The following is a 23,552-nucleotide window of genomic DNA, read 5'->3' as shown; positions in this document are numbered from 1 at the left end:
TAGAGGGAATATATGGATTATAATGAGCTTATAACAACTATACTATTATCGGTAAAAATGGCAACTTTAGCTACTATTATAAACCTTCCAATAGCTCTATTTATATCCCTAATTATTACAAAGGGGGATTTCCACGGAAAAAGCTTACTAGATGGAGTAATAAACCTACCCCTTGTTATGCCCCCTGTTACAATAGGTTATTTACTACTAATAATCCTAGGGAAAAATGGCTTAGTAGGGTCTATTATATTTAAATGGTTTAATATTAGAGTAGCATTTACACCTGCAGCTGTTGTAATAACATCCATGGTTGTTTCCTTCCCACTTATATATAAAAGCATAAAAATTTCCTTAGAAATGTTGGATAAAAAATTAGAAGGTGTTGCAAAAACCCTAGGAGCAAGTAGATATAGTATACTTTTAAGAGTTACTCTTCCACAAATTATTCCTGGTATAATAAATGGTGTTGTTTTAGGTTTTGCAAGATGCCTTGGAGAGTTTGGTGCAACAATGACTTTTGCAGGAAACATTAGTGGAGTAACAAGAACAATTCCATTGGCAGTCTACTCGAAACTTCAAATTCCTGGGGAGGAGGGTTATGCCGCCCTACTTGTGACAATATCCATTTTAATCTCATTTTTAGCGCTGGTGATATCTAATATTTTTGAGAAAAAAATAAAAAAGAGAGGGAATTAAGTATGGGATTAGAGTTTGATATTCAACTGGAAAGAAGAGAGTTTAAACTAGACTTATCCGCTGAGTTTCACAATAAAACCTATGGGATTTATGGCCATTCTGGGGCTGGAAAAACTTCTTTATTCTCCCTATTAAATGGCTTATTAAGACCTTCAACAGGATTTATTAAATTAGATGGAGAGACTCTAGTTAATGTAAAACAGAAAATTTTCATTCCCCCTAATAAGAGGAGAATAGGAGTAGTTTTTCAAGAAAAACTTCTATTTCCCCATCTAAATGTTAGGGAAAATCTTGAGTTTGGTTGTAGATATATTAAAGATAGATCCATCTCTTTAAGCGAAGTTACAGAACTATTAGGATTAAATAATCTTTTAGATGTTATGCCTAATAGGATATCAGGAGGAGAACAACAGAGAGTTGCCATTGGAAGAGCTATTTTAACATCCCCAAAGTTACTACTATTAGATGAACCATTTAATGCTGTTGATAACAATCTTAGAGAGTCAATTTTACCATATATAAAAAGAGTTGGGGATAGTTTAAACATTCCAATGCTTATAATTAGTCATGATCTACCGGATATACAGAGAATTACAGATGACATTTATGTTATAGAAAAGGGCAAAAAAGTTGGCTTTGGCTCAATATTTGACATAATTAAGAGCAATCCAATTAAAAAATATGACCTATATAGAAGATAGGGTATACTGTCTATTTAAGACTTACTCACTTCGGACATAGGGTAACTTTTAAACTTATTAATCTGTTTATCTAATAAAAGACTATTCTCTTCAAGCTCAACAGTGGTAGATTTGTGCCCATCAATAGACTCTGTTATCCCCTTGACACTAATACTAATCTCTTTTACCCCGCTAACTAAATTTGTAGTTACTACCTTTGTCTTATCCATAGCACTCTTTACCTCATCTGATTCATTTTTTATAGAGTTTATCATATTCATAACAAGATGCGATTGACTATTTAACTCATTAATTGAACTTAAAGCACTTTTGCCATCATTATTTAACTCTCTATTACGTTTATTTATACTATCTAAAGTTTCAACTAATTCATTTATTTCTGACAATATTAGATTAAAGCTATCACTTGTTTTATGGCTTAAATCATCCGTGGCAATTATAGACTTTTCAATATCCTTAATAACAGATGATATTTTTACTGAGTTTTTACTAGAAGAATCAGCAAGTTTCCCTATTTCATTTGCAACAACTGCAAAACCCTTACCAGAATCACCTGCATGGGCGGCTTCTATAGCAGCATTAATTGATAGTAAGTTGGTCTGACTAGCAATATTTGTTATTACTTCAGCCATATTTTTTATACTACTTACTTTAGAACTAACCTCTTTTACCGCTATTAATGTTTTATTAATTATTTCACCCCCTTCTAGGGACTTCTCAACTAATTTTTTTGTAGACTCTTGCTTAAATTCGGTTATTTTAAGTACATTTGAAATAGACTCAATCATATTAGAAACATCTAGTGAGGTTAAATCAAACATCTTAACCTGTTTATTTATTGAGCTATTAAGCTCTTTTATATCCTTGCTTATTGTAGTTACACAAAGGGCACTACTATTAACATTGATAAATAGATCATCTGTCTGGCCGTTTATTCTATTAACATTGCTATTTATCTGACTTAAAGCTATAGAAGTCTCATCAACGTCTGACAATATTCTATTTTTAATCTCCATTGTTTTTAATGAAGAGTTTTTAACACTATTAACTATTTTCTGTAAATTGTCCAAAAACTTGTTAAAATATTCTGCCATAATACCAAGTTCATCACCGCTTTTAACTTCCATTCTTTGGGTCAAATCTCCTTGGCCTATAGATATATCCTTAAATTTGTCTGTGAATTTATTTAAAGGGGTCGTAACTTTTGAAGAAACAAGGGTTATTAGAAGTAATACAACTATTAAAACTAGAGAACCTATAATTATTATTAATTTAATCTGATTATGTAGTGTTCTATAAGCTTCATCTATATAACCGGTAACAGCAACTATAATTTCTGAGTTTTTATCATTTTTATACTTAACATACTTCTCTCTAATTTTCTCATCACTAATCCTCCAATTATACAAAATAAAGCCACTTTTACTCTCAACTATCTTAGTTATAAGTTCATTTCCGTTTTCATGTAAAAGTTCCCTGTTAGGGTGGGTGATAATTCTACCATCATACCCTATTAAAAAGGGATATCCACTTTTACCAATTTTTATATTATTCATAGTTTTATTTAACTCTTTTAAATCAACAGCATTAATAAACTCTGATGTATAAGCTGAAACACATATATTTATCCCTAGGTGTGTATCATAGACCCTATAAACAAGTTTATTTCGATTCAATTCATCGTACTCTTTAAACTCATTTTCATCATGCTTTAACCTTTGTAACCAGGAGAGCATAGGAGAGATGGTTCCAATTAAATCCTTATTAGGATGACCAATTATTATTCCTTTTTCATCCGTTATAAATATAAACCCTGTTTTTAAAAAACGTATTTTAACTAGATCACTAATTAACTGTTCTTTATTATCACCTTTGAAATTTTGGGATATAACTAGTGCACTATTACCAACACCCATTAAGTAACTTTTTGCGGAAGTATTTATTAAATCTGATACCTGCTTCGTAATAGTAGTAGATTCATTATTCATCTCTATATCAAGGTTATCTTTTATTTCTATATAAGATAGGTAGATTAAAATTGAAAATGAGAAGACAAGTAGAACAGAAAGGGTTCCTCCAATATATAACATTAACTTTGACTTTATGCTCAAATTAAATACTCCTTAATAAGTCATTAAGAAGTTTATATCCCTTAAAAAAAAATATGTAAATTCCATTATTTATTTAAGGTACGGTTTAACAAAAATCTAATAAAACCTAAACATTAGGCTAATATTTCTTAAGAATTTTGTTAGCCGCCAATTTCCCAGTTAAAATGGATATAGGTAGCCCTGCAGGACTATATGTCCACTGTCCACACTGATAAACAGAGTCTATAGGAGTTTTTACAGACTTAGCAACCTGTAGGAATTTATGAATAACAGGCATTTTAGGGTTAGTAAAGGCCCATCCTATTATTGCCCCATCACTACTACTAGTATACCGTTCAACTGTTAAGGGAGTAGAAGAAAATCTCTTAATAATGCTCTTTTTTAATTTTGGATAAAGAGTATTTAATTGCTCAATTAAAAGGTCCTCCATATACTCTTTAAACTCCCTCTTCCACCCTTGTTCAATAATATTTTTTGTTAAATCATAATCAAATAAGATGCTAATCTCTAACCCTGATTTACCCTCAGGAGCTAAATTACTATCCCTTAAACATGGGATTGATATTTCAAAGGTATTATACTTTACATACTCTCTAAGATAGTTTTTAACAGACTGCTTATTACTCTTATCAAACTCTAAATTTAGAGTAGATAGGCCATCTTTAATTGGTGTAAAAAAACAGTGTTCCGTTGCTATACTACTAAAATAGGATGGAGGAAGATCTAGGGTGAGATATAGGGTAAAAACCGACTCTGCACCTCGTAATTGTTCTAACTCTAACTCCCTTTTTAGAACCCTCTTCCTTAAGCTCTTACTCTTAATACTATCCTTATTAATCCCACGATAGAGCTGTTTTAAGTCACAGGCCCAAATAAGATTATTGTAATATTTTCTCTCCCCATACTCATCTTCGATATACTTCTGTTCAGGATTAACCTCAACAACACCCCTCTTACTAAGTAGTTCAGCCCCATTAAGAATGCAGAACTCTTCTAGTTTTTTAGGAAGTACTTCTGTTCCTCCTATTGGATAATTATAATCATTGTATAAAGAGAAATAACTTAGGGCAAAGGAGGTGGGGGTATCCTTAAAAAAATGTTGGGAAATATTATCTATTAAAGCTTGGTTTTTAGTAAACTTCTCTAAATAACTATTTACTGGTAGGTTAAGGGACTCTATCCTATTAACTGTTAATAAAAACTTAAATATCCAAGGGGTAATAACCTTAATAAAATACTCCCTATCTTTTATAGGGTCTAAAAAAAGAGGATTATCTATTCCATATAAGATATCCATATACCCTGTAATTTTTTTAATAGATTTTATAATTGAGATAATCTCTATTTTATTATTTGGGAACTCCTCAATTAAGAAGTCTTTATACTCATCTAAACTATTTGTTCCGTTTAATTTAAGAACATTTTTACCAACAACTAGGGAGACATGGCTCTTTACAAACTCTATATCGATACCTAACTCCCTTAACATAGGAAATACAATTCCAGAGTTCTCTATTGACCTAAGTCCTCCATCAAAGGTGAAATCCCCTCTTTTAAAGGAGTTCACTAAACCGCCAAAATAGTGACCTTTCTCATAAAGAGAAACACTTATTCCCTTTTGTGCTATATAAGAAGTAGCGGTTAAACCTGCTATACCACCACCTACAACTACAGTATCTACTCTATTCATTTTAAATATCCTTAAACATGATTACGTAACATTAACTCAAGTGGGTGAGGATTTAGATAAAACTGCCCCTGTAAATAAATATCATCATACTTTTTTACATAGTGATTCAAAAGTGTAATTGGAACAATTATAGGTAACAATCCATTATAATAATTATTTATAACCTCTTTTAGTTCGGCTTTCTCACTTTTATCTAAATTATTTTTAAAATATCCCATTATATGATCTAAAACATTTTTATTCTTCTTTTTGTCGCTTAACTCTTTTAAAGCTTCAACAAGTTTTACCTTATATAGATCAAATACTTCATCTGTATCAATTTTATTAGAGTTGGCAACAATTGGCCCCATCTCCTTAAGTATCCTAGGACTATGGGACATAAGAGAATATTTTAAAGATTCGTGAAACTTCATTAATCCCCTTATACTTCTATTTTTATTAAGCTCATTCCATCTATGATTAATAAAAATATTCTGTATAAAGTTATCTCTAATTACAGGGTCATGTAGTCTCCCCTCTTCTTCTACAATTAGTTGTGGGTAGGCACTGATAAACTCCTGGGCAAAAAGTCCACGACCATTTAGATTAACTCCTTTTTCCTCTCTCTGGATTCTAGCTCTATAAACTCCACAACTAGGGGACTTAGATTTAAAGATATAACCACACAACTCTATATCCTCTATCTCTTTTAACTTATTCCTACTCCAGGATGTCATTTTTTCTGTTAAATCTTCCTTACTTTTTTCAGTAAGCATAACAACTCCATTTTCAGTCTCATGGAGATGTAGAGCCTCCCTAGGTGTACCAAAACCAGCTTCTACTTCAGGACATATTGGTACAAAGTCTACAAATTTCCCTAGGGTATCCCTTATGTAGTGGTCTAATTTATGCCCACCATTATATCTAACAGCCTCACCTAATAGACATGTACTAATTCCAACTTTTGGTTTAACAAACTCATTTATCACCATATCCCCCTACTTCTGTTAATTCACAACTTTTATTATATACTTCCACAGAGAAGTTTGACTTTTGCCCATGGGGTGCAGGAATTTCTTTGTTTGTTAAATTATAGAAATTACCAGAAACCCCTAACATATCTGGGCTTACACCTAGATAGTAGAGTGCATTAGCAGAAATTTTTGGATCCTTTAAAAAAAACTTTAATACATTATTCATATAAAAGTTATAGAGTCTTCCACTATGACTGCCAATATTTGACCTAACAGCTCCTGGGTGCATAGAATTTATTGTAATATTATCTTTTACCAAAATATCTTTTAGTATATACATACAGTGTAGCTGTGCTGTTTTTGATGCACCATAACTACGTAAACCACTATATAACCTTTTATTAAATCCTAGATCATTTATTTTAACATTACCAAAACGATGTCCCTCGGAATTCACATTAATTACCCTTGGGTTATCACTATTTCTTAGGGATTTTACCAATATGTTTGTTATTAAAAATGCAGCTAAATGGTTAACAGTAAAAACTGAGTCGACCCCATTACCAAGTAATCTTTTTTTGTTCTATAAGCACCTGCATTATTAATTAAAATATCAATAACCCTATTTTGCTCTACTATTAATTCCGCACTTTTTTTTACGCTTTCTAAATCTTCAAAATCGGCTATATAAAGCTTACATAAAATAGAGTAATCCCTCTCTAACTTCTCTTTAAGTTTGCTACCTGTTATAGGATTCCGGACTAAAAGAATAATATTAGTACCCATTGAGGCATATTTTAATGATGTTATATAACCTATCCCAGATGTAGCCCCTGTAATTAGAACCCACTTCCCATCAGCTTGTAAATTACAACTCTTCTGCTTTAGCCTACTTGTATATAAAAAACCTAACCAATCACTTGCTTTTAAATTCATATATCACCCAAACTTCTTTTTTAGAAACTTTCTATAACTTTTACCAAACCTTGGAATATTATTAAAGATATCCCCCACATGTCGTAATAGTCCCTCTGCTCTACTATAATACCCTCACTATCTAAAGTGAGCTTTGTTGCACCATACATAGGAGTGCTTGGATATTTTTTAAACATCATAGTCATAATCCAATCAAAAATAATTATATCACCCTCCTGGGTTATATCTACTATTTCCATATTTAACTCTTTACAGCGCTTGGTTAATCGATTACACATATCTATAAAATCCATCTTTCCCTCTATCCTTTGAATAGAGTCCTGAAAGATTATATTTTCATCATAATAAGGAAAAATATGGGTCCAATCAGGCTTTCCTTTTGTATTGTAGGTTTTAGACCAAAGCTCTAATACTAGCTCTTTATTTAATTTCATAATTACTCCTAAATGATCATTATTAATTCTATTACGGATTTCAAAATCTTCAATTAAAAAAAAAATTATGAATTATTATCACATATCGAGATATTAATGTCAAACAACTTGTCTAAAACTTAATGTTAACCTAAAATAAATAACGTTTTGAAATATTAATTAGAGGTGATTATGAGATTATGGTCAATAAATCTAAAATATTTAGACTCAAAGGGTTTAGTAGCTCTATGGAGGGAGATATAGAGGAGTGGGAAATTATATAGATATGTGATAATATATATAAAACGGAGGTTAATTTATGCAAAAAAACATTGTAACTATAGGTGTTAACTCCCTAGAAGAGTCAACAAAATTTTACTCTGAAGTTTTAGATTTTAAAGTAGATCATACATTTTCTCCAAATGATGATATGGTTATAACTTTTTTATCAAACCAGACAGGATTAAACATTGAATTAATTGAGAGTAAACAGAGAACTGATATAGATAACTCTAACTCATCTATAACATTGACATTTCAAGTTAAAAATATTGAAATGATAAATCAAAAGCTGAATGATATTGGAATACCCTTTGATTCTATTGTACTACCAAATGGTCTAAAGTTTGCAAGGTTTTATGATCCTAATAAGCTTGCCATATCTTTTGTAGAGGAAGTTTAGTTTGAGATATATTTTTTAGATATACGCTCTAAAGTACCATCAATCTCTAGTTCTTCTAAAGTTTTAGTAATCCTAGCTATTAGTGCATCAATATTCCCTATTTTACTCTTTTTAGAGAATACTAAGTATGCACTTCTACTTGGAACTAAATCCCTCTTTATTATTGAAAACTCATCTAACTTATCTAACATATTAAGTACATATAGACTTGTAAAATAGTTTCCTATATAACAATCGATTCTTTTATTCTCTAAAAGTTTAAAATTAATTGATGCATCTTCAGACTCTATAACACTAATGGTTTTATTACTCTTTAGCTCATCAAACTCATCACTAATTAAAAAGCCTCTATCTAATCCAATATTTTTACCAATTAAATCATCTAAGTTATTAAAAACAAACTGATTATCTTTTCTAGTAAAAATTGTAAATCGACTACGATGAATTGGTATAGAAGTAAATTTTGCCCATGACTCTCTTTCACTATTTTTAAATAGAGAAAAACCACCATCAACCTGTCCAGATTCAATGTATTTTAATAACCTATTCCATGGAACAGCCTCAACAGAGATAGTAAGTCCCAATCTAGACTCTATCTCCCTAATAACATCAATATCGTAACCAACAATTTTATCATCTACAACATAGGAGTAAGGTGGAAAATTATCATCAGTTAAAAGTTTTATTGTACTATTTTGTGAATATATAAATAGGGGAGTTATAAATAGTAACACTGTTATAAAAACTTTCACAAACACCTCCTTTTAAATTCTTAAATATAATTAAGTATAATGCATATTTAACTATTTAACATAATTATCTAACTAGAAATTAATAGAATTACTTTTATATTATATGATATAATTAGATATGAATGAGAAAATTGGTCAATATTTAGTACGCCTCGATCTTCTATCATTTGATCAGGCTGAAGAAATTTTAAAGATACAGGAAGAACAACCTAATAAAAAATTTGGTGAAATTGCTATTGAGCTTGGATATATAACCCATGATGATATTGAGTATTTTTTGGAAAAAACCCCTAGTAGGATATAGAGATAATTCATGACTTTATAAAAGTCGATAAATCTCTTTTTTTGTGTTAAAGTAATTATTTAAGGTCTCTATGTAGATAATAAAAAAAAGAGCCCGTAGGCTCTTTATACTATTTAATAACTATTCTAAAAAACTTCTTCTTACCGGATTTAAGAATTATATCACTATCTTCTGTAATATCACTTACTCCAATAATTGCTTTAGGATCACTATTCTTCTTACCATTAACTGATGCACCATTCTGTGTTACCAATCTTCTAGCTTCACTTTTAGATGTTGATAAACCACAATCTGTAAATAGGTCAATAATATTAATCCCTGTCTCAAATATATCTCTACCATACTCTTTAGTTGGCATACCAGATTTATCAGCATTTCCACCACCAGTAAAAGCAGCCTTAGCAGCCTCTCTTGCAGTATCAGCCTCTTCCTTCCCATGTATTATCTTTGTAAACTCATAGGCTAGAATATCCTTAGCTTCATTTATTGCAGCACCTTCTAAAGAACCAAGTCTAATACACTCTTCTACTGGTAAAAATGTAAACAGCTTTAAAAATTTTTCAACATCAGCATCATCTACATTTCTCCAGTATTGGTATAAGTCGTAAACAGAAGTCATCTCTTTATTTAAGAAAACAGCTCCCTTCTCAGTTTTACCCATCTTTTTTCCATCTGAACGGGTTACAAGATTAAAGGTTAAACCGTAGGACTCTTTTCTCTCGATCCTTCTAATTAACTCCATACCAGCAACAATATTTCCCCACTGATCATCCCCACCAATTTGTAGTGAACAGTCATACTGTCTATTTAACTCTAAAAAGTCATAGGACTGTAGCAGTTGGTAGTTAAATTCAATAAAACTTAAACCAGTTTCTAACCGTTTTTTATAAGCCTCAAAGGTTAACATTCTATTTACAGAGAAGTGTTTACCAATATCCCTTAAAAAATCGATATAGTTTAAAGGTGCAAGCCAAGTTGCATTGTCTACAACTATAGCCCCATCTTTATCATCAAAACTAATAAAATTCCCAAGTTGCTTTTTAAACTCTTCAACATTTGATTTTATCTGGTCAATAGTTAACATTTTTCTCATATCTGTTTTACCAGATGGATCCCCTACCCTTGCAGTTCCACCCCCAACTAAAACAACTGGTTTATGTCCAGCTTTTTCCATATGAGCCATCGCAAAAACAGGTACTAAATGCCCAACATGGAGAGATGGCCCTGTAGGATCAAATCCACAGTAGAATCTGGTAGGTTCCTTTAACTTCTCTAATAAACCAGCTTCGTCAGTACACTGACTAAAAAAACCCCTATCCTTTAAAACTTGTATTACATCTGTTGTAGCCATTACTTATTTACCCTTTTGTAGTTCTTCATCTCTAACTTGATTCTAGCAGATAATTCCGATCTTTTAACCCGAACCTGCTCCATGGAATCCCTAAATCTAAGTGTAACAGAGTCATCCTCTTTAGAGTCATAATCTACTGTTATACAAAAAGGTGTACCAATCTCATCCATTCGTCTATATCTTTTACCAATAGCTCCAGACTGATCGTAGAAAGTGTTATAATCTTCCCTTAACTCCTTCTCAATACTTTTTGCAAGTTCATCAATGCCGTCTTTTTTAACAAGTGGTAATACTGCAACTTTTACAGGGGCAACATCTGGGTGAAAGTGTAGAACTGTTCTAACATCAGGATTCCCCTTTTTATCAACACCAATGGTCTCTTCCTCATAAGCGTCTGTTAAAGCTATTAAAACCGATCTAGTTAAACCAGCTGATGTCTCAATAACATATGGTATATACCACTCATTTGTCTCTTGATCTAGGTAGTTAATCTCTTTACCACAGAATTTTGAGTGCTGGGATAGGTCGTAGTCTGTTCTAGAGTGAATTCCCTCTAACTCCTCCCAACCAAATGGGAATTTATACTCAATATCAAATGCGTCTTTAGCATAGAATGCTAACTCACCCTCTCCATGTCTATGGAACTGAAGGTGGGTAGGTCTAACACCTAGCTTCTCTGTGTAATACGCTTTTCTTGCTTCCATCCAGTACTCAAACCACTTCTCGTCTGTACCGGGTTTAACAAAGAACTGCATCTCCATCTGCTCAAACTCACAAGTTCTAAAGATAAAGTTTTTAGTTGTAATCTCATTTCTAAACGCTTTACCTACCTGGGCAATCCCAAAGGGAATTTTAACCCTAGAGGTATCAACAACATTTTTAAAGTTAACAAATATACCCTGGGCTGTCTCTGGTCTTAAATACACCTTCATAGATGAGTCTTCAACAGCACCCATCTGAGTTGAGAACATTAGGTTAAAGTTTCTAGGTTCTGTTAATTCGCCTCCACACTCTGGACACTCTTTGTTATCAACATACTGTTGCTCTAATTTGTCCTCTCTAAATCTAGTTTTACACTTTTTACAGTCAACTAAAGGGTCTGAGAAGTTAGCTACATGACCGGAGGCTTCCCAGGTTTTAGGGTGCATCATAATTGCTGCATCTAAACCTACAATGTTGTCCTGGGTCCTAGTCATCTCTTTCCACCAGATCTCTTGAATATTTTTCTTAAGCTCAACACCTAGGGGACCATAATCCCATGTGGCAGATAATCCACCATATATCTCTGATGATGGGTATACAAATCCCCTTCTTTTACATAGAGATACAAGTTTCTCCATTGAAACTCCAGATTCATCCGTCATATTGTTTGCTGTTATTTTTTTATTTTTAGCCATCTATTAACTCCTCTATCTTAAAACTTCTAGGGCCTTTTTAACCCTCTCTATTGCCTTATCCTTTCCAATTAACTTAATAGAACTAAAAAGTGGAGGAGAAGCCTTTGTTCCTGTAACAGCAACTCTTAATGGCATAAATAGTTGACCAACTTTAATATCTAAAGTTGTAGTTAACTCTTTAAAGATCTCCTCATTCTCATCAACAGAATGATTATCAAAATCTTCTAATAGAGGGATCGTTGTCTCTAAAACCTTAGCAACATCCTCTTTCTCCATTTTTTTTGGTATAAGAATATCTAAATCATACTCTTCTATATCGTTATAAAGGAAGTTAATACACTCCACAATATCTGTTGTTAGTACTAGTCGCTCCCTAAAAATAGGCATAGCTCCAATAAAAATATCCCGCTCTTGTTGGGTAATTGGATTAGATACAACACCACTACTCTCTAAAATTGGAATTAATAACTCCTCTAACTTAGAGTCCTCAAGTTTTCTTAGGTATTGCCCATTAAACCAATCAAGTTTTTTATAATCAAAAATACCAGGAGATTTACTAATCTTATCCAAAGTGAATAACTGTTCAAACTCCTCTTTTGTAAAAAACTCTCTTTTATCATCATAGGACCAACCAACTAATGTTACATAATTAATTAAGCCCTCGGGTATATATCCTCCATCAATAAACTGCTTAATAGAGGTAGAACCATGTCTCTTAGACAGCTTCTTTCCATCCTTACCATTTACATTTGGAAGGTGTGCATACTTAGGTGGTTCCCACCCAAAGGCTTCGTATAACATAACATGTACAGGTCCGGTGGGTATCCACTCCTGAGCTCTTAAAATATGTGTTATTTTCATTAGGTGGTCATCAATAACATTTGCTAAGTGATAGGTTGGAAACCCATCCCCCTTCATTAAAATAGGATCTACCATTACATCCTTGTTTTTTCTAGTTATCTTACCTAATACTATATCATCAAAAGATGTCTTTCCCTCTGTAGGTATCTTCAACCTTAAAACAGGTTTAACCCCCTGATCTATAAGCCTCTGTTTCTCTTCATCGGATATATGTTGACACTTTCTATCGTAACCAGGGTCTAGCTTATTAGCTTGCTGGTACTCTCTTAATTCATTTAATCTCTCTTCTGTACAATAACAATAATAGGCTTTACCTGATTCAACTAATTTCTGTGCATACTCTCTGTAGAGCTCTGTTCTCTCTGATTGCACATAAGGTCCATACTCTCCACCTTTTTCTGGACTCTCATCAAATTCTACACCTAGCCACTTAAAAGTGTTGTATAAGTCCTCTAAAGCTTCGTCAGAATATCTAGTTCTATCAGTATCCTCGACCCTTAAAATAAATTTACCACCATTTGCCTTAGCAAAAAAGTAGTTGAATAACGCCGTTCTTACACTTCCGATATGTTGTAAACCGGTTGGTGAAGGAGCGTATCGTACCCTAACTTCCATAGGGAACCTCCTTGTTAATTGTATGAAAAACTATTATATAAAAAAAACCATGGTTCTAACAAGTGATCTAGGAATTTGATTCTTTCAGGTTTTTTGCTCTTCTCTTTCTAAGATACCCCTCAATTCGATCTAATGCCTCGGCTAAAAGCTCTAAATCCGCAAGAAATATAATTCTAAAATGGTCCGGAGTATCTACATTAAAACCTGACCCTTGAACTAATAAAACCTTTGTCTCTATTAATAACTCTTTAATAAACTGGCTATCATCATCTATCTGATACATCTGAGTATCAATTTTGGGAAAACAATAAAGGGCTCCCTGGGGTTTAGTACATGTAATACCTGGAATATTAATTAGTCGATTATAACAGTAGTTCATCTGTTCATATAATCTTCCACCTTTTTTTGTTAGTTCATATATTGACTGAAATCCACCTAAAGCTGTCTGTATTCCTAACTGCCCTGGAACATTTGCACACAACCTCATATTAGATAACATAGAGATACCTTCTATATAATCCTTAGCCTGGGACTTCTCTCCTGATAGAATCATCCAACCAGCCCTATAACCTGCTGCTCTATAGGATTTTGATAAACCATTAAAAGTTACAAAAAATAGGTCATCTGCTAAACTAGCGATAGATACATGCTCCCCACTATAAAGAATTTTATCATAGATCTCATCGGAAAAAATAATCAGGGAGTGTCTTCTTGCAATATCAATGATTCCCTCTAATATTTCTACAGGATATAGGCTTCCTGTTGGATTATTTGGATTTATTACAACTATAGCCTTTGTAGTCTTTGTTACCTTAGACTCAATATCTTCTAAATTTGGATACCAATAATTCTCCTCATCACAACGATAATGAATAGCCTTCCCACCAGCTAATGTAGCAGATGCTGTCCACAATGGATAATCAGGGGATGGTATTAAAATCTCATCTCCATCATTTAAAAGAGCCTGCATAGAGATTCCAATGAGTTCACTAACCCCATTACCAATAAAAATATCTTCTACATCAACATTTTTAATAGACTTTTTTTGACACTCATGCATAACAGCTTTTCTAGCTGAGAAGAGACCATTAGACATTGAGTATCCATCTGCATCAGAAAAGTTTCTAATAATATCCCTACTTATCTCCTCTGGAGTTTGAAAACCAAAGGGAGCAGGATTCCCTATATTAAGTTTAATTAGTCGGTAACCCTCTTCTTCTAGCTTTTTAGCTTCATCAAAGATTGGACCTCGAATATCATAACAAACATTTTTAAGCTTATTTGACTTGGTAATTTTATACATTTTCATCCCTTTATTCATAAAATACAAATCAATACTATAAAAAGTTGTAAAAATGTGCAAATATATATTAAAGTTAATATTGAAATAATCCGTAAAAATATTAGGGAGTAATATTATAAAGTGATAAAGACATCTGCAAATCAACTGAAAATAAACCACTACTACAATGCTGATCTATATCTAGATAAGAATTTTCTTCTTCTTCCAATTGATATGCAATTTACCCAGGATATAGCAGATAATCTAAAACGATGGAATATTAGATTTGTCTACTCCAATAATGAGTTACAGGAGATATCAGAGGAAGATCGAGTTGCACCACTATCCCTAACTTCATCAATAACAGCTGGTGTAGAGGAACAACAGGGGAAACAGAGAGCAGAGATATTTTTTAGAAAGAGCTTAGAGTTTATAAATATACTTTTTAGAGATTTTAGAAATAACGAGAAGTTAAATCTAAATAGTGTAAGTGACAAGATAAAAGATATTATTAAAGAGGTTAAGACAGATCCAGTATATGTATTAAGATTAGCTAGCTTACCAAGTTTTGATCACGACTATATGGTTACCCATGCAACTAAAACTACAATTTTAAGTATTGCCCTTGGGGATAAAATGAAACTACCCCAACATAAATTAGTTGAGTTAGGTATTTCATGTCTTTTCCATGAAATAGGGCTACTTAAACTACCTGAGAGACTGTATAACGGAACTGGGGCAATTAATGATGATGAAAAGAAAGCACTATCAACCCACACTATTTTAAGTTTTAGAATATTAAAAACACTTAACGTTTCCAGGGATGTTTTACTAGGAGTCCTAGAGCACCATGAGAGGGAAAACTCCTCTGGGTATCCACAAAAGTTACCTGGTCATAAAATATCCTTATTTGGAAAAATAATAGCTATAGCCTGCTCCTTTGATGCACAGATATCAGATAGGCCATTTAGGAAGGGAAAAGACGCCCATACAAGCCTACTTAACATGATGCAACAAATTGGAACAATGTATGACGATAAACTTATTAAATCTCTTGTAGGTCTTTTAACCATCTATCCTCTAGGGTGTTACGTTCAGATGGATAATGGGGCAATTGCCAGGTCTATAAACTATAACCCTGATAACCCAACATTCCCAATACTGCAACAGATTACTACTACAGCTAATAGTGTTCTAACAGAGAGACCTATCTTTAGCTTATCTGAGGATAATAGTTCCCAGGTTAAAAAGGTTCTATCCTACTCTGAAGCAGTTGATTTTGAGGAAAAACACAAAATCAGTTGAACATTTTAGATACTACACTATTAAAATACTTTGAAGATAAGGATCCTAAACCCCTAGAAGCCTTAATATACTCACCTTCCCAGATAATTGAATCTATGGTAATTCCATCTAATCACGTTCTTTTAGATGAAGCTATTTTAATTTTAGATGTATTAAACTCATATAATAATGGAATAACAGGGGATGATAAGGAGGCTGAACTACTTGATATTCCTGAGTGTTCTCCATTATACTCCTTCCGATGTGGTGTTTTAGCAATAAAGGAGTTTTACAATAACAACCAAACTCTTGTAACAGAGTACCTTAACGAGGTAGCTGAAAGTTCTCCTGTTAAAAACCTAAACAAATATTTAATTAAAGGTAGGGATACAGCCCTGTTTGTCCAAGATAAAAACCTAGTAACCAGTGTGGATGCATTAAAAGAGGTAATAGAAAACTCTTTAATAGATATGTATCCAAAAACTGTTAAATTACTACTAGATGATATAGAAAATGTAAAAGAAGATGAGTTATTAAATACAATTTTAACAATTGTAGAGGAGTCTGTTGATAATATTCCATTGGAAGTTATACACAAATCCATAATTCCATTTATACCTATTAGTGAATCAACAAGATTAATGGCTCTAGGGACTATGTATAAATTCCCGGTAAAAAGCTTAGGATATCTTTTTAGTTACGCTAATTTAGCAGAGTTTGATGATTCTGATGATGAGAATTTTAAGGCTCTACTCCTTATTATTAAGGATATAGTAAAGGCTCTAATTAAAGAGAAGTATATATTTACTAACAGGGAAGAGAAAAGACAGTTTACAAAAGAGTCCAATATCTTTATCCATATCCTTAGGGATTTCCACACATTGGAGTTTAAAGAGTCTTCTAACCCTCTAACTAACTTAAAACGGGCTTTAGATTTCAAAATTGTGGCAAATAACAGCAATACCAATATAGATAAAGTTGTACAGGGTGAACTTTTTTAATGAAAGAGTTTAATAATATTTTTGATGAGATAAACCTTAACATCAATCCATATACTGTTCTTAAAATTGATAAAACTAGTAATAACCAAACAGTAAAGGATGCCTACAAACTACTTTTAAAAAGTGAGTTATCACCAAAACAGAGACAGCTTGTTGAGTTATCCTATAGTATGATAAAAACAGACCTACTAAGAGCTCGCTTCAACTTAATTAGAAATATACCCTACGACTCCCTTGAAGAGATCAAGGAGTTAGGGTTAAAACCCCAAAACCTTGAAACAAGAGAGTGGATAGAGTGTATAAAGGGTTAATTACCACTTATTTTTAATTCTCTCTACTACTTCCCTATGTCTAACTTCGTCAGATTTTTCTATAACAAAATTCGTAATTGAATTTGGGTCTAATTGTGAGATCTTTTTTAAATCTTCCCTTGTCCCGTGGGTTAAAAAATTCCCATCAACACCTAATATATATATAGATTGGGATCTATTTCTAGATAGAGATTCAATCTCCTCTCCAATACCACCCTTTATAATACCATCTTCTAAAACAACAACCATATCATAGGATTTGATAGTACTTAATAACTCTTTTTTATTAAATGGAGATAGGAAGCGCATAGAGTATACATCTGTATCAAAACCCTTATCGGTTAACATATTAGATGCTAATAATGCGTCTTTAACCAGTTCTCCATAGGTTATTAATAAAACCCTATTTTTGTGGTTATTATAAAGAACCCCCTGCCCCTTTACTAGAGGTTTAGAGAGGGTATCATCCTCTTCTAATACATAATCCTTAGGATACCTAATAACTGATGGACCGTTATGCTTTAATGCAAAATCTAACATCCATAACATCTCCCTCTCTGTTGAAGGAGCTAGAATTAACATCCCAGGAATACTTTTTAACAAAGAGATGTCAAACAACCCCTGGTGTGCCTCACCATCAGCAGGAACAATACCTGCCCTATCTAGAGTAAATACGATAGGTAATCTTGGAATAGCTACATCGTGAATTATTTGGTCTATACTTCTTTGAATAAATGTAGAGTATATTGAGACAACAGGTTTCATCCCGGCTATTGCCATACCAGAAGCAAGGGTAACCGCATGCTCCTCTGTAATACCAACATCAAAACTTCTATTAGGATAAGTATTAAAAAACTTTGAAAGACCTGTTCCTGTCATCATAGCAGCTGTTATAGCTACAATTTTATCATCATCTTTAGCCAGCTCTAAAATAGCCTTAGTAAAGGCGTTAGTATATGTAGTCTTACTTGATGGGGAAGATAATAGCCCTAACTTTGGATCAAAGGGTTTAACACCATGATAGGATCCTGGATCCTCCTCTGCAGGTTTATACCCCTTTCCTTTTTTAGTAATTACATGTAGCAGTACTGGTTCCTCTAATAATTTAACTCTTTTTAGAACCCTCTGCAACTCACCTATATTGTGCCCATCTATTGGACCTATATACTTTAACCCTAAATCTGTAAAAATATTTGATTTATAAAAGAATGTTTTAACCGACTTTTTCCACCGCATTACACCTGAATAGAATGACTTACCGATAAATGGTATATGTAACATTGTCCAATCTGCAAAGTGCTTAAACGTCTGATAACTCTTAGTTGCAGTCATTTTACTTAGATTTGATGAGATAGCACCAACACTACCATCAATGGACATATTATTATCATTTAAGATTACAATCATTTTTTTTCTTAAATGACCTAAATGGTTCATAGCTTCGTAGGCCATACCACCAGTTAGGGCTGCATCCCCAATTATTGGAATAATATAGTTAAATTTACCCTGAAGTTCTTCCCCTAAAAGTATACCCATTGCTGAAGATATAGATGTAGAAGCGTGTCCTGCATCTACAAAATCGTGGGGACTCTCATATCTTCTAGTAAAACCACTCATACCATTAAGCTGTCTATTTTGAGGGAAAAGCCCCTTTCGACCAGTTAGTATTTTATGTGGGTAACATTGATGTCCAACATCAAAGATAAATTTGTCATTTGGTGAATTAAAAACAGTGTGTAAGGCGATAGTAAGTTCAACAATACCAAGATTTGAGGCAAAGTGACCTCCAGTCTTACTTACATTATCTATTATAAAATCTCTTATTTCTGAAGATAACTGGTTAAGTTCCTTTTGAGTTAGACCTTTTAAATCTTCAGGACCCTCAATTTTGGATAGTATCTGATATTCAGACAAGGAACTCTCCTTTTTAAATGAATTTTGTTAGAAAAAAAATAGACAGCCCTATACATATAAGAGCTGTCTTAATGATCTTAAGGCATAAAACTATTTATGTTTATGTCTGTTTTTTCTTAGCTTTTTCTTTCTCTTATGAGTCGCTATTTTTTTTCGCTTTTTCTTTTTACCACAAGGCACTGAAATACTCCCTAGTTTAAACTGTTATAAAACTTAAATCATTATGCAAATGATTCAATCTATAGTCAAGGCTTCTACAAAATAAATTCTACAGAAACTCATTAACTAATCTAACTAACTCTTCTTTATTATCTGGATTAACCCATTTAACATCTGCAAAAGAGTTAAAAAAAGTTATCTGACGTTTAGCATACCTTCTTGAATTACGTCTAATATCCTCTTTTAAATCTTCTAATAACCAGCAACCCGATAACATATAGTTAAAAAACTCACTATAACCAATACCCTTCATCCCTGGATCCCCAGGTGTAAGGCCTGAATTATATAGTCCTATAAACTCTTCTAACAACCCCTCTTTAAACATTATATCAACCCGGCGATTAATTCTAGAGTACAACTCATCCCTTGGCCTTGTTAACCCAATTATTAAAAAGTCATAGTTATCCCTAGGTGATTTAGAAACCTGGTAGGAGAGTATAGATCTTTTAGTTTGAGTAAATACCTCAAGAGCTCTTGTTACCCTATACGTATCACCAGAATTTATACTTTTTGCACCTTGGGGGTCGACTTTAAAAAGTTCATTATAAAGCCCACTTATACCCTCTTTTTCTAACTTTAGCTGTATACCAGCCCTAATTTCCTTATCAATAGAAGGTAGTTCTGGAAGTCCAAATATAAAGTTTTTAAAATAGAAGGCTGTCCCACCTGAAATAACAGGAATTTTCCCCCGATTATATATATCTAGAACTAACTTATCAGCTCTGTTTACAAAGTCAGCAACACTAAATTGCTCTTTAGGCTCTATAATTGATATTAAATGGTGTGGGATTAATTTTATGTACTCTTCAGTGGGTTTAGCTGACCCTATATCTAGTCTATTATAGACCTGCATAGAATCAGCGTTAATAACCTCTCCACGATCTTTGAACAACTCTAGGAGCAACTCTGTTTTACCTACAGCTGTAGGTCCAAACAATAAGATAACTGGGATTTTATTTTTTTTCGTATTTATATTTCACCTTACCTGTAACAATCTCTTTTATTGATACTGATACAATTTTACCTAAATTGTCGTCTAAATCCTTAGACCCTGTCTTAGATAACTGTCTTGATCTTGAAATAGCAGCATTAGTAACTTCGTAAATATTACCAGTATTATTAACAAGATTTTCTATAGGTATGATCATTTTGGATTCGTCCATTAAAGCCCCTTTTATAAAAAGTGAATCTAATAATAATAGATTTACTATAAATTGTAAATGCTATTTACCTATAGCAGCTAAAATTATCTTGGATACCTGGTATTGGTCTAGATTATCAGTATTAATAATTAGATCACAAAAACCATAATCGCTATTATCTATATCATATAACTTTTTGTACCGAGCAGAATCTCTATTATCCCTAGCATCAGTCTCCTCTAATACAACAGATAAATCCCCACCCTCTCTCTCTAATATTCTTTTAGCCCTTGTCTCTTTACTAGCTGTTAAAAATACCTTTAAGTCAGCCTTCTCCAACATCCATACAGCAAGTCTTGAACCTAAAACACTTGAAGACTCCATTGCCATCTCGACCTGCTTTTTATCAACTAAATAGTCCCATTTAGGATCCTTTTCCGCCATAAGACAGAACTCCTTAAAGTCCATACCCTCTTCTTCAGCTATATTATGGAATGTATAATTTACCATTTTACACTCTAACTCTTGGCTTATAATTTTAGAAACAGTTGAGTTTCCACACCCACTCTTTCCAGAAATAGCTATTCTTATCTCTTTATTCAACATTTCTTGCCTGCTCCCTAATTTGCTCTAGGCTATTTTTCATATTAACAACTAACTTACTAATCTCTATTATTGGACTTTTTGAACCAATTGTATTTATTTCCCTATTCATCTCCTGACAAATAAAGTCAAGTTTTTTACCACAGGGGATCTCCCTACTACTTAATTTAAAATTCTCTATATGACTTTTTAGCCTAACAATCTCTTCGTTTATATCATACTTAACAAGAAGTACACCTAATTCGCTAAGGATTCTGTTTTCATCAATTTCATTCCCTAAAACCTCTGTAAACTTCTCTCTAAAATTGTTTTTTATCTTCTCTTCAACTAAGGGAATATACTTTGTTATATTTTTTAAATCCAAAGTAATTAGATCCAAAGAGCTAAAAATATCCTCTTTTAGTAGTATCCCCTCCCTCTCTTTCTCAAATATAAACTGATCTAAAACAGCCTCTATTTCAGGGGAGAGAAGCTCCCAGATACCCTCAAGGTCCCTTGTTTTATCGGTTTTAATTACACCCTCAAAATTCAAGATATCGCTTAGTTGGATCTCGGATTTTAAAGATGATTTTTTTATAACAGAGTTAAGACTAGAGACAACACTCTCTACTAATGTCTCATCTATATTAATTTTAATATTTTCAACCAACTCTTTAATTCTTATATTAAACTCAATTCGTCCTCTAAATATTCTCTTATTTTTAACAATATCCCTAACCCGCCCTTCTAACGGACCTAACCATGATGGCATATTTAATGAGATGTCTAAATACTTATTATTATACGCTTTAAGATCTACAGATATTCTTATATTCTCATCGGAGTACTCACTTGTACCATACCCTGTCATACTTCTCATTTATCATACCTCCTTAAAAACTCTCTCTCCAACCTGCCAGTTATTACCAGCACCCATAGTGACAAAAATATCTCCAGGTTTTAAGATGCTTTTTACTTTTATAATAGCATCTTCATACTCGGGACAGTAATATACACTATCATGATATTTTTTTGTCTCATTAAAAAGAGTTTCCCCATCTATTTTACCATTATACAACTCTCTTGCAGAAGAGTATATTTTATTTAATATAACAATGTCGGCAGATGAGAAGGAAGATGCAAACTCATCTAATAACTCACTTGTTCTAGTATAAGTATGGGACATAAAATCAACTATTATTCTTCTACCTGGATAAAAATCCCTATAACCCTTTAAAGTGGTATTTATAGCTGTAGGATGGTGACCATAATCATCAATAAATAGAATCCCATCCCTCTCTCCAATTATCTCACTTCTTCTTTTTGTTCCAGAGAATTTTAAAAGACCTTTTTGGATATCAGAGACTCTATCTAAGGGGTCTATTCCCTCTTCTTTTAAAAGTGAGGATGCTATACATATTCCACCAATAGAGTCTAAAACCGTATGATATCCCGGAACTTTAAGCCTAAATTCCTCATTAAATCCTTTAAGATAAAAGCTATTTAGACCAGAGGAACTACTGTGTTTAACTAACTTAAAGTCCCCCTCTGCCCTAGAACCATAACCGGTATACTTAATATCACCCCTTAACTCTTTACAACTTGTAATTAAGTCCATAACCCCATTATCATCGGCACAGTAAATAACCTCACCACCCTCTGGTAACTTTAAAATATAGGATGTAAAAGCGTCTATAATATCATTATAATCTTTAAAGTAATCAGGATGATCCATCTCTATTGATGTTACTAAAACAATATTTGGGCTAAAAGATAAAAAGTGCCTATAATACTCACAGGTCTCTGCTATAAAATAGTTATTACCATTAACATTAATAGCTGATCCACCAAAACTTGGGACCCCTGATCCAACTAATGTCGAAGCTTCTAGGCCTAACTCCTTAATTATTGTACCAGTTATTGCTGTAGTTGTAGTTTTCCCATGGATACCTGATATTCCAACAGAGAAGGATAGTTCAGATAAAAAGCCTAGGGCTTCTGTATATATAAGTGTGGGCAGAGAGAGCTCTTTAGCCCTTATTAAAACTGGATTATCATCCTTAGAGTATGCGGAGGAGTGAATAACCATCTGAATTGTACTATCGATATGATCTGCTTTAAACTCAGTGAAATATGGTATATTAGCTTTTTTTAATAGGTCATCAGTAAAAAAATGTTGGGGTACGTCAGAACCTGTAACAATAGCCCCTTGTTTTGTTAAAAGTTCTGCTAAAGCGGCCATTCCTGTCCCCTTTATACCTACCATAAATATTTTGTAACCAACTAGTGATTCTGGAAGTTTATATTTCATAGGACCATGTTACAAGATTAACAATTTTTGTTCTAGATAGTTAG

At 32.9% G+C, this 23,552-nt stretch carries 25 protein-coding genes; 8 read left to right on the top strand and 17 right to left on the bottom strand.

What is annotated here, in order from left to right:
* Nucleotides 1-12: 12 nt before the first annotated feature.
* Both modB and EW093_RS15060 read left to right on the top strand, forming a co-directional pair.
* Nucleotides 13-696, top strand: a complete 684-nt coding sequence (gene modB / locus EW093_RS15065; RefSeq protein WP_149569193.1) for a molybdate ABC transporter permease subunit — start codon at nucleotides 13-15, stop codon at nucleotides 694-696.
* A 2-nt stretch (nucleotides 697-698) separates the two neighbouring features.
* On the top strand, nucleotides 699-1,397 hold the full coding sequence (locus tag EW093_RS15060) for an ATP-binding cassette domain-containing protein (RefSeq protein ID WP_149569192.1): 699 nt from the start codon (nucleotides 699-701) through the stop codon (nucleotides 1,395-1,397).
* A 14-nt stretch (nucleotides 1,398-1,411) separates the two neighbouring features.
* Here the strand turns inward: EW093_RS15060 and EW093_RS15055 are convergent, their stop codons facing one another.
* The 6 genes from EW093_RS15055 to EW093_RS15030 form a co-directional block, all read right to left on the bottom strand.
* On the bottom strand, nucleotides 1,412-3,508 hold the full coding sequence (locus EW093_RS15055) for a methyl-accepting chemotaxis protein (protein ID WP_149569191.1): 2,097 nt from the start codon (nucleotides 3,506-3,508) through the stop codon (nucleotides 1,412-1,414).
* 118 nt (nucleotides 3,509-3,626) lie between these two features.
* Nucleotides 3,627-5,198, bottom strand: a complete 1,572-nt coding sequence (locus tag EW093_RS15050) for a phytoene desaturase family protein (protein WP_149569190.1) — start codon at nucleotides 5,196-5,198, stop codon at nucleotides 3,627-3,629.
* A gap of 11 nt (nucleotides 5,199-5,209) precedes the next feature.
* Nucleotides 5,210-6,166, bottom strand: a complete 957-nt coding sequence (locus EW093_RS15045) for a YbgA family protein (protein WP_223111616.1) — start codon at nucleotides 6,164-6,166, stop codon at nucleotides 5,210-5,212.
* A complete protein-coding gene (locus EW093_RS17885; protein WP_281283444.1) occupies nucleotides 6,156-6,653 on the bottom strand; it encodes a Rossmann-fold NAD(P)-binding domain-containing protein in 498 nt (165 codons plus the stop codon). Before EW093_RS17885 ends, EW093_RS15045 begins: the two co-directional genes overlap by 11 nt.
* Nucleotides 6,654-6,676: 23 nt before the next feature.
* Complete coding sequence (locus tag EW093_RS17880; protein WP_149569187.1) at nucleotides 6,677-7,087, bottom strand: SDR family NAD(P)-dependent oxidoreductase; 411 nt, start codon at nucleotides 7,085-7,087, stop codon at nucleotides 6,677-6,679.
* A gap of 20 nt (nucleotides 7,088-7,107) precedes the next feature.
* Nucleotides 7,108-7,521, bottom strand: coding sequence for a nuclear transport factor 2 family protein (locus EW093_RS15030; RefSeq protein ID WP_246745046.1), 414 nt, complete (start codon nucleotides 7,519-7,521; stop codon nucleotides 7,108-7,110).
* Nucleotides 7,522-7,692: 171 nt separating this feature from the next.
* Between EW093_RS15030 and EW093_RS18150 the strand changes: the two genes are divergently transcribed.
* Complete coding sequence (locus EW093_RS18150) at nucleotides 7,693-7,764, top strand: pyrimidine dimer DNA glycosylase/endonuclease V (protein WP_425473407.1); 72 nt, start codon at nucleotides 7,693-7,695, stop codon at nucleotides 7,762-7,764.
* Between the two features lie 55 nt (nucleotides 7,765-7,819).
* The gene (locus EW093_RS15025) at nucleotides 7,820-8,182 is read left to right on the top strand and encodes a VOC family protein (RefSeq protein ID WP_149569185.1); all 363 of its coding nucleotides are present in this window, start codon (nucleotides 7,820-7,822) and stop codon (nucleotides 8,180-8,182) included.
* On the opposite strand, the gene EW093_RS15020 is transcribed toward EW093_RS15025, so the two are convergent.
* On the bottom strand, nucleotides 8,179-8,934 hold the full coding sequence (locus EW093_RS15020) for a substrate-binding periplasmic protein (RefSeq protein ID WP_187759734.1): 756 nt from the start codon (nucleotides 8,932-8,934) through the stop codon (nucleotides 8,179-8,181). The two genes, EW093_RS15025 and EW093_RS15020, sit on opposite strands and share 4 nt — an antisense overlap.
* 118 nt (nucleotides 8,935-9,052) lie before the next feature.
* Between EW093_RS15020 and EW093_RS15015 the strand changes: the two genes are divergently transcribed.
* The gene (locus EW093_RS15015; protein WP_149569183.1) at nucleotides 9,053-9,238 is read left to right on the top strand and encodes a cyclic di-GMP-binding domain-containing protein, MshE-related; all 186 of its coding nucleotides are present in this window, start codon (nucleotides 9,053-9,055) and stop codon (nucleotides 9,236-9,238) included.
* Nucleotides 9,239-9,347: 109 nt separating this feature from the next.
* On the opposite strand, the gene tyrS is transcribed toward EW093_RS15015, so the two are convergent.
* The 4 genes from tyrS to EW093_RS14995 form a co-directional block, all read right to left on the bottom strand.
* A complete protein-coding gene (tyrS, locus tag EW093_RS15010) occupies nucleotides 9,348-10,589 on the bottom strand; it encodes a tyrosine--tRNA ligase (protein WP_149569182.1) in 1,242 nt (413 codons plus the stop codon).
* Entirely contained in the window at nucleotides 10,589-11,953 is a 1,365-nt protein-coding gene (locus EW093_RS15005) for a glycine--tRNA ligase (protein ID WP_149569631.1), read from the bottom strand. Before EW093_RS15005 ends, tyrS begins: the two co-directional genes overlap by 1 nt.
* A gap of 45 nt (nucleotides 11,954-11,998) precedes the next feature.
* Nucleotides 11,999-13,462, bottom strand: a complete 1,464-nt coding sequence (gene gltX, locus EW093_RS15000; protein WP_149569181.1) for a glutamate--tRNA ligase — start codon at nucleotides 13,460-13,462, stop codon at nucleotides 11,999-12,001.
* A gap of 67 nt (nucleotides 13,463-13,529) precedes the next feature.
* Nucleotides 13,530-14,765, bottom strand: a complete 1,236-nt coding sequence (locus tag EW093_RS14995; protein WP_149569180.1) for a pyridoxal phosphate-dependent aminotransferase — start codon at nucleotides 14,763-14,765, stop codon at nucleotides 13,530-13,532.
* Nucleotides 14,766-14,885: 120 nt separating this feature from the next.
* On the opposite strand from EW093_RS14995, the gene EW093_RS14990 reads away from it, so the two are divergent.
* The 3 genes from EW093_RS14990 to EW093_RS14980 are packed head-to-tail and all read left to right on the top strand — an operon-like array spanning nucleotide 14,886 to nucleotide 17,340.
* The gene (locus EW093_RS14990) at nucleotides 14,886-16,049 is read left to right on the top strand and encodes an HD-GYP domain-containing protein (protein ID WP_149569179.1); all 1,164 of its coding nucleotides are present in this window, start codon (nucleotides 14,886-14,888) and stop codon (nucleotides 16,047-16,049) included.
* A complete protein-coding gene (locus tag EW093_RS14985; RefSeq protein ID WP_149569178.1) occupies nucleotides 16,046-17,029 on the top strand; it encodes a hypothetical protein in 984 nt (327 codons plus the stop codon). The genes EW093_RS14990 and EW093_RS14985 overlap by 4 nt, the downstream gene beginning before the upstream one ends.
* On the top strand, nucleotides 17,029-17,340 hold the full coding sequence (locus EW093_RS14980; RefSeq protein WP_149569177.1) for a hypothetical protein: 312 nt from the start codon (nucleotides 17,029-17,031) through the stop codon (nucleotides 17,338-17,340). Before EW093_RS14985 ends, EW093_RS14980 begins: the two co-directional genes overlap by 1 nt.
* Here the strand turns inward: EW093_RS14980 and dxs are convergent, their stop codons facing one another.
* The 6 genes from dxs to murC all read right to left on the bottom strand — a co-directional run bounded on the left by dxs (nucleotide 17,341) and on the right by murC (nucleotide 23,508).
* Nucleotides 17,341-19,254 carry a 1-deoxy-D-xylulose-5-phosphate synthase gene (dxs, locus tag EW093_RS14975; RefSeq protein WP_149569176.1) on the bottom strand — a complete coding sequence of 638 codons (1,914 nt, stop codon included), beginning with the start codon at nucleotides 19,252-19,254 and terminating at the stop codon, nucleotides 17,341-17,343. It lies immediately after the preceding gene.
* Between the two features lie 268 nt (nucleotides 19,255-19,522).
* Nucleotides 19,523-20,410 carry a tRNA (adenosine(37)-N6)-dimethylallyltransferase MiaA gene (miaA, locus tag EW093_RS14970; RefSeq protein ID WP_246745045.1) on the bottom strand — a complete coding sequence of 296 codons (888 nt, stop codon included), beginning with the start codon at nucleotides 20,408-20,410 and terminating at the stop codon, nucleotides 19,523-19,525.
* A gap of 16 nt (nucleotides 20,411-20,426) precedes the next feature.
* On the bottom strand, nucleotides 20,427-20,636 hold the full coding sequence (locus EW093_RS14965; protein ID WP_149569174.1) for a DNA-directed RNA polymerase subunit omega: 210 nt from the start codon (nucleotides 20,634-20,636) through the stop codon (nucleotides 20,427-20,429).
* A gap of 60 nt (nucleotides 20,637-20,696) precedes the next feature.
* On the bottom strand, nucleotides 20,697-21,221 hold the full coding sequence (gene cmk / locus EW093_RS14960) for a (d)CMP kinase (RefSeq protein WP_149569173.1): 525 nt from the start codon (nucleotides 21,219-21,221) through the stop codon (nucleotides 20,697-20,699).
* A complete protein-coding gene (locus EW093_RS14955; protein ID WP_149569172.1) occupies nucleotides 21,211-22,077 on the bottom strand; it encodes a YicC/YloC family endoribonuclease in 867 nt (288 codons plus the stop codon). Before EW093_RS14955 ends, cmk begins: the two co-directional genes overlap by 11 nt.
* A gap of 3 nt (nucleotides 22,078-22,080) precedes the next feature.
* A complete protein-coding gene (murC, locus tag EW093_RS14950; protein ID WP_149569171.1) occupies nucleotides 22,081-23,508 on the bottom strand; it encodes a UDP-N-acetylmuramate--L-alanine ligase in 1,428 nt (475 codons plus the stop codon).
* Nucleotides 23,509-23,552: the final 44 nt, after the last annotated feature.

Origin of the sequence: Thiospirochaeta perfilievii, assembly GCF_008329945.1 — a bacterium.
Classification (GTDB): Bacteria; Spirochaetota; Spirochaetia; order DSM-2461; family DSM-2461; genus Thiospirochaeta; species Thiospirochaeta perfilievii.
This window is presented reverse-complemented; position numbering and strand designations above follow the sequence as displayed.

Coding starts and splice junctions, on each gene's coding strand:
- cmk (WP_149569173.1), bottom strand. CDS start 21,221: ATGTTGAATAAAGAGATAAGAATAGCTATTTCTGGAAAGAGTGGGTGT.
- EW093_RS15015 (WP_149569183.1), top strand. CDS start 9,053: ATGAATGAGAAAATTGGTCAATATTTAGTACGCCTCGATCTTCTATCA.
- EW093_RS14955 (WP_149569172.1), bottom strand. CDS start 22,077: ATGAGAAGTATGACAGGGTATGGTACAAGTGAGTACTCCGATGAGAAT.
- EW093_RS15005 (WP_149569631.1), bottom strand. CDS start 11,953: ATGACGGATGAATCTGGAGTTTCAATGGAGAAACTTGTATCTCTATGT.
- EW093_RS15050 (WP_149569190.1), bottom strand. CDS start 5,198: ATGAATAGAGTAGATACTGTAGTTGTAGGTGGTGGTATAGCAGGTTTA.
- EW093_RS14965 (WP_149569174.1), bottom strand. CDS start 20,636: ATGGACGAATCCAAAATGATCATACCTATAGAAAATCTTGTTAATAAT.
- EW093_RS15025 (WP_149569185.1), top strand. CDS start 7,820: ATGCAAAAAAACATTGTAACTATAGGTGTTAACTCCCTAGAAGAGTCA.
- EW093_RS14995 (WP_149569180.1), bottom strand. CDS start 14,765: ATGTATAAAATTACCAAGTCAAATAAGCTTAAAAATGTTTGTTATGAT.
- murC (WP_149569171.1), bottom strand. CDS start 23,508: ATGAAATATAAACTTCCAGAATCACTAGTTGGTTACAAAATATTTATG.
- EW093_RS15030 (WP_246745046.1), bottom strand. CDS start 7,521: ATGAAATTAAATAAAGAGCTAGTATTAGAGCTTTGGTCTAAAACCTAC.
- EW093_RS15060 (WP_149569192.1), top strand. CDS start 699: ATGGGATTAGAGTTTGATATTCAACTGGAAAGAAGAGAGTTTAAACTA.
- gltX (WP_149569181.1), bottom strand. CDS start 13,462: ATGGAAGTTAGGGTACGATACGCTCCTTCACCAACCGGTTTACAACAT.
- EW093_RS14980 (WP_149569177.1), top strand. CDS start 17,029: ATGAAAGAGTTTAATAATATTTTTGATGAGATAAACCTTAACATCAAT.
- EW093_RS17880 (WP_149569187.1), bottom strand. CDS start 7,087: ATGAATTTAAAAGCAAGTGATTGGTTAGGTTTTTTATATACAAGTAGG.
- modB (WP_149569193.1), top strand. CDS start 13: ATGGATTATAATGAGCTTATAACAACTATACTATTATCGGTAAAAATG.
- tyrS (WP_149569182.1), bottom strand. CDS start 10,589: ATGGCTACAACAGATGTAATACAAGTTTTAAAGGATAGGGGTTTTTTT.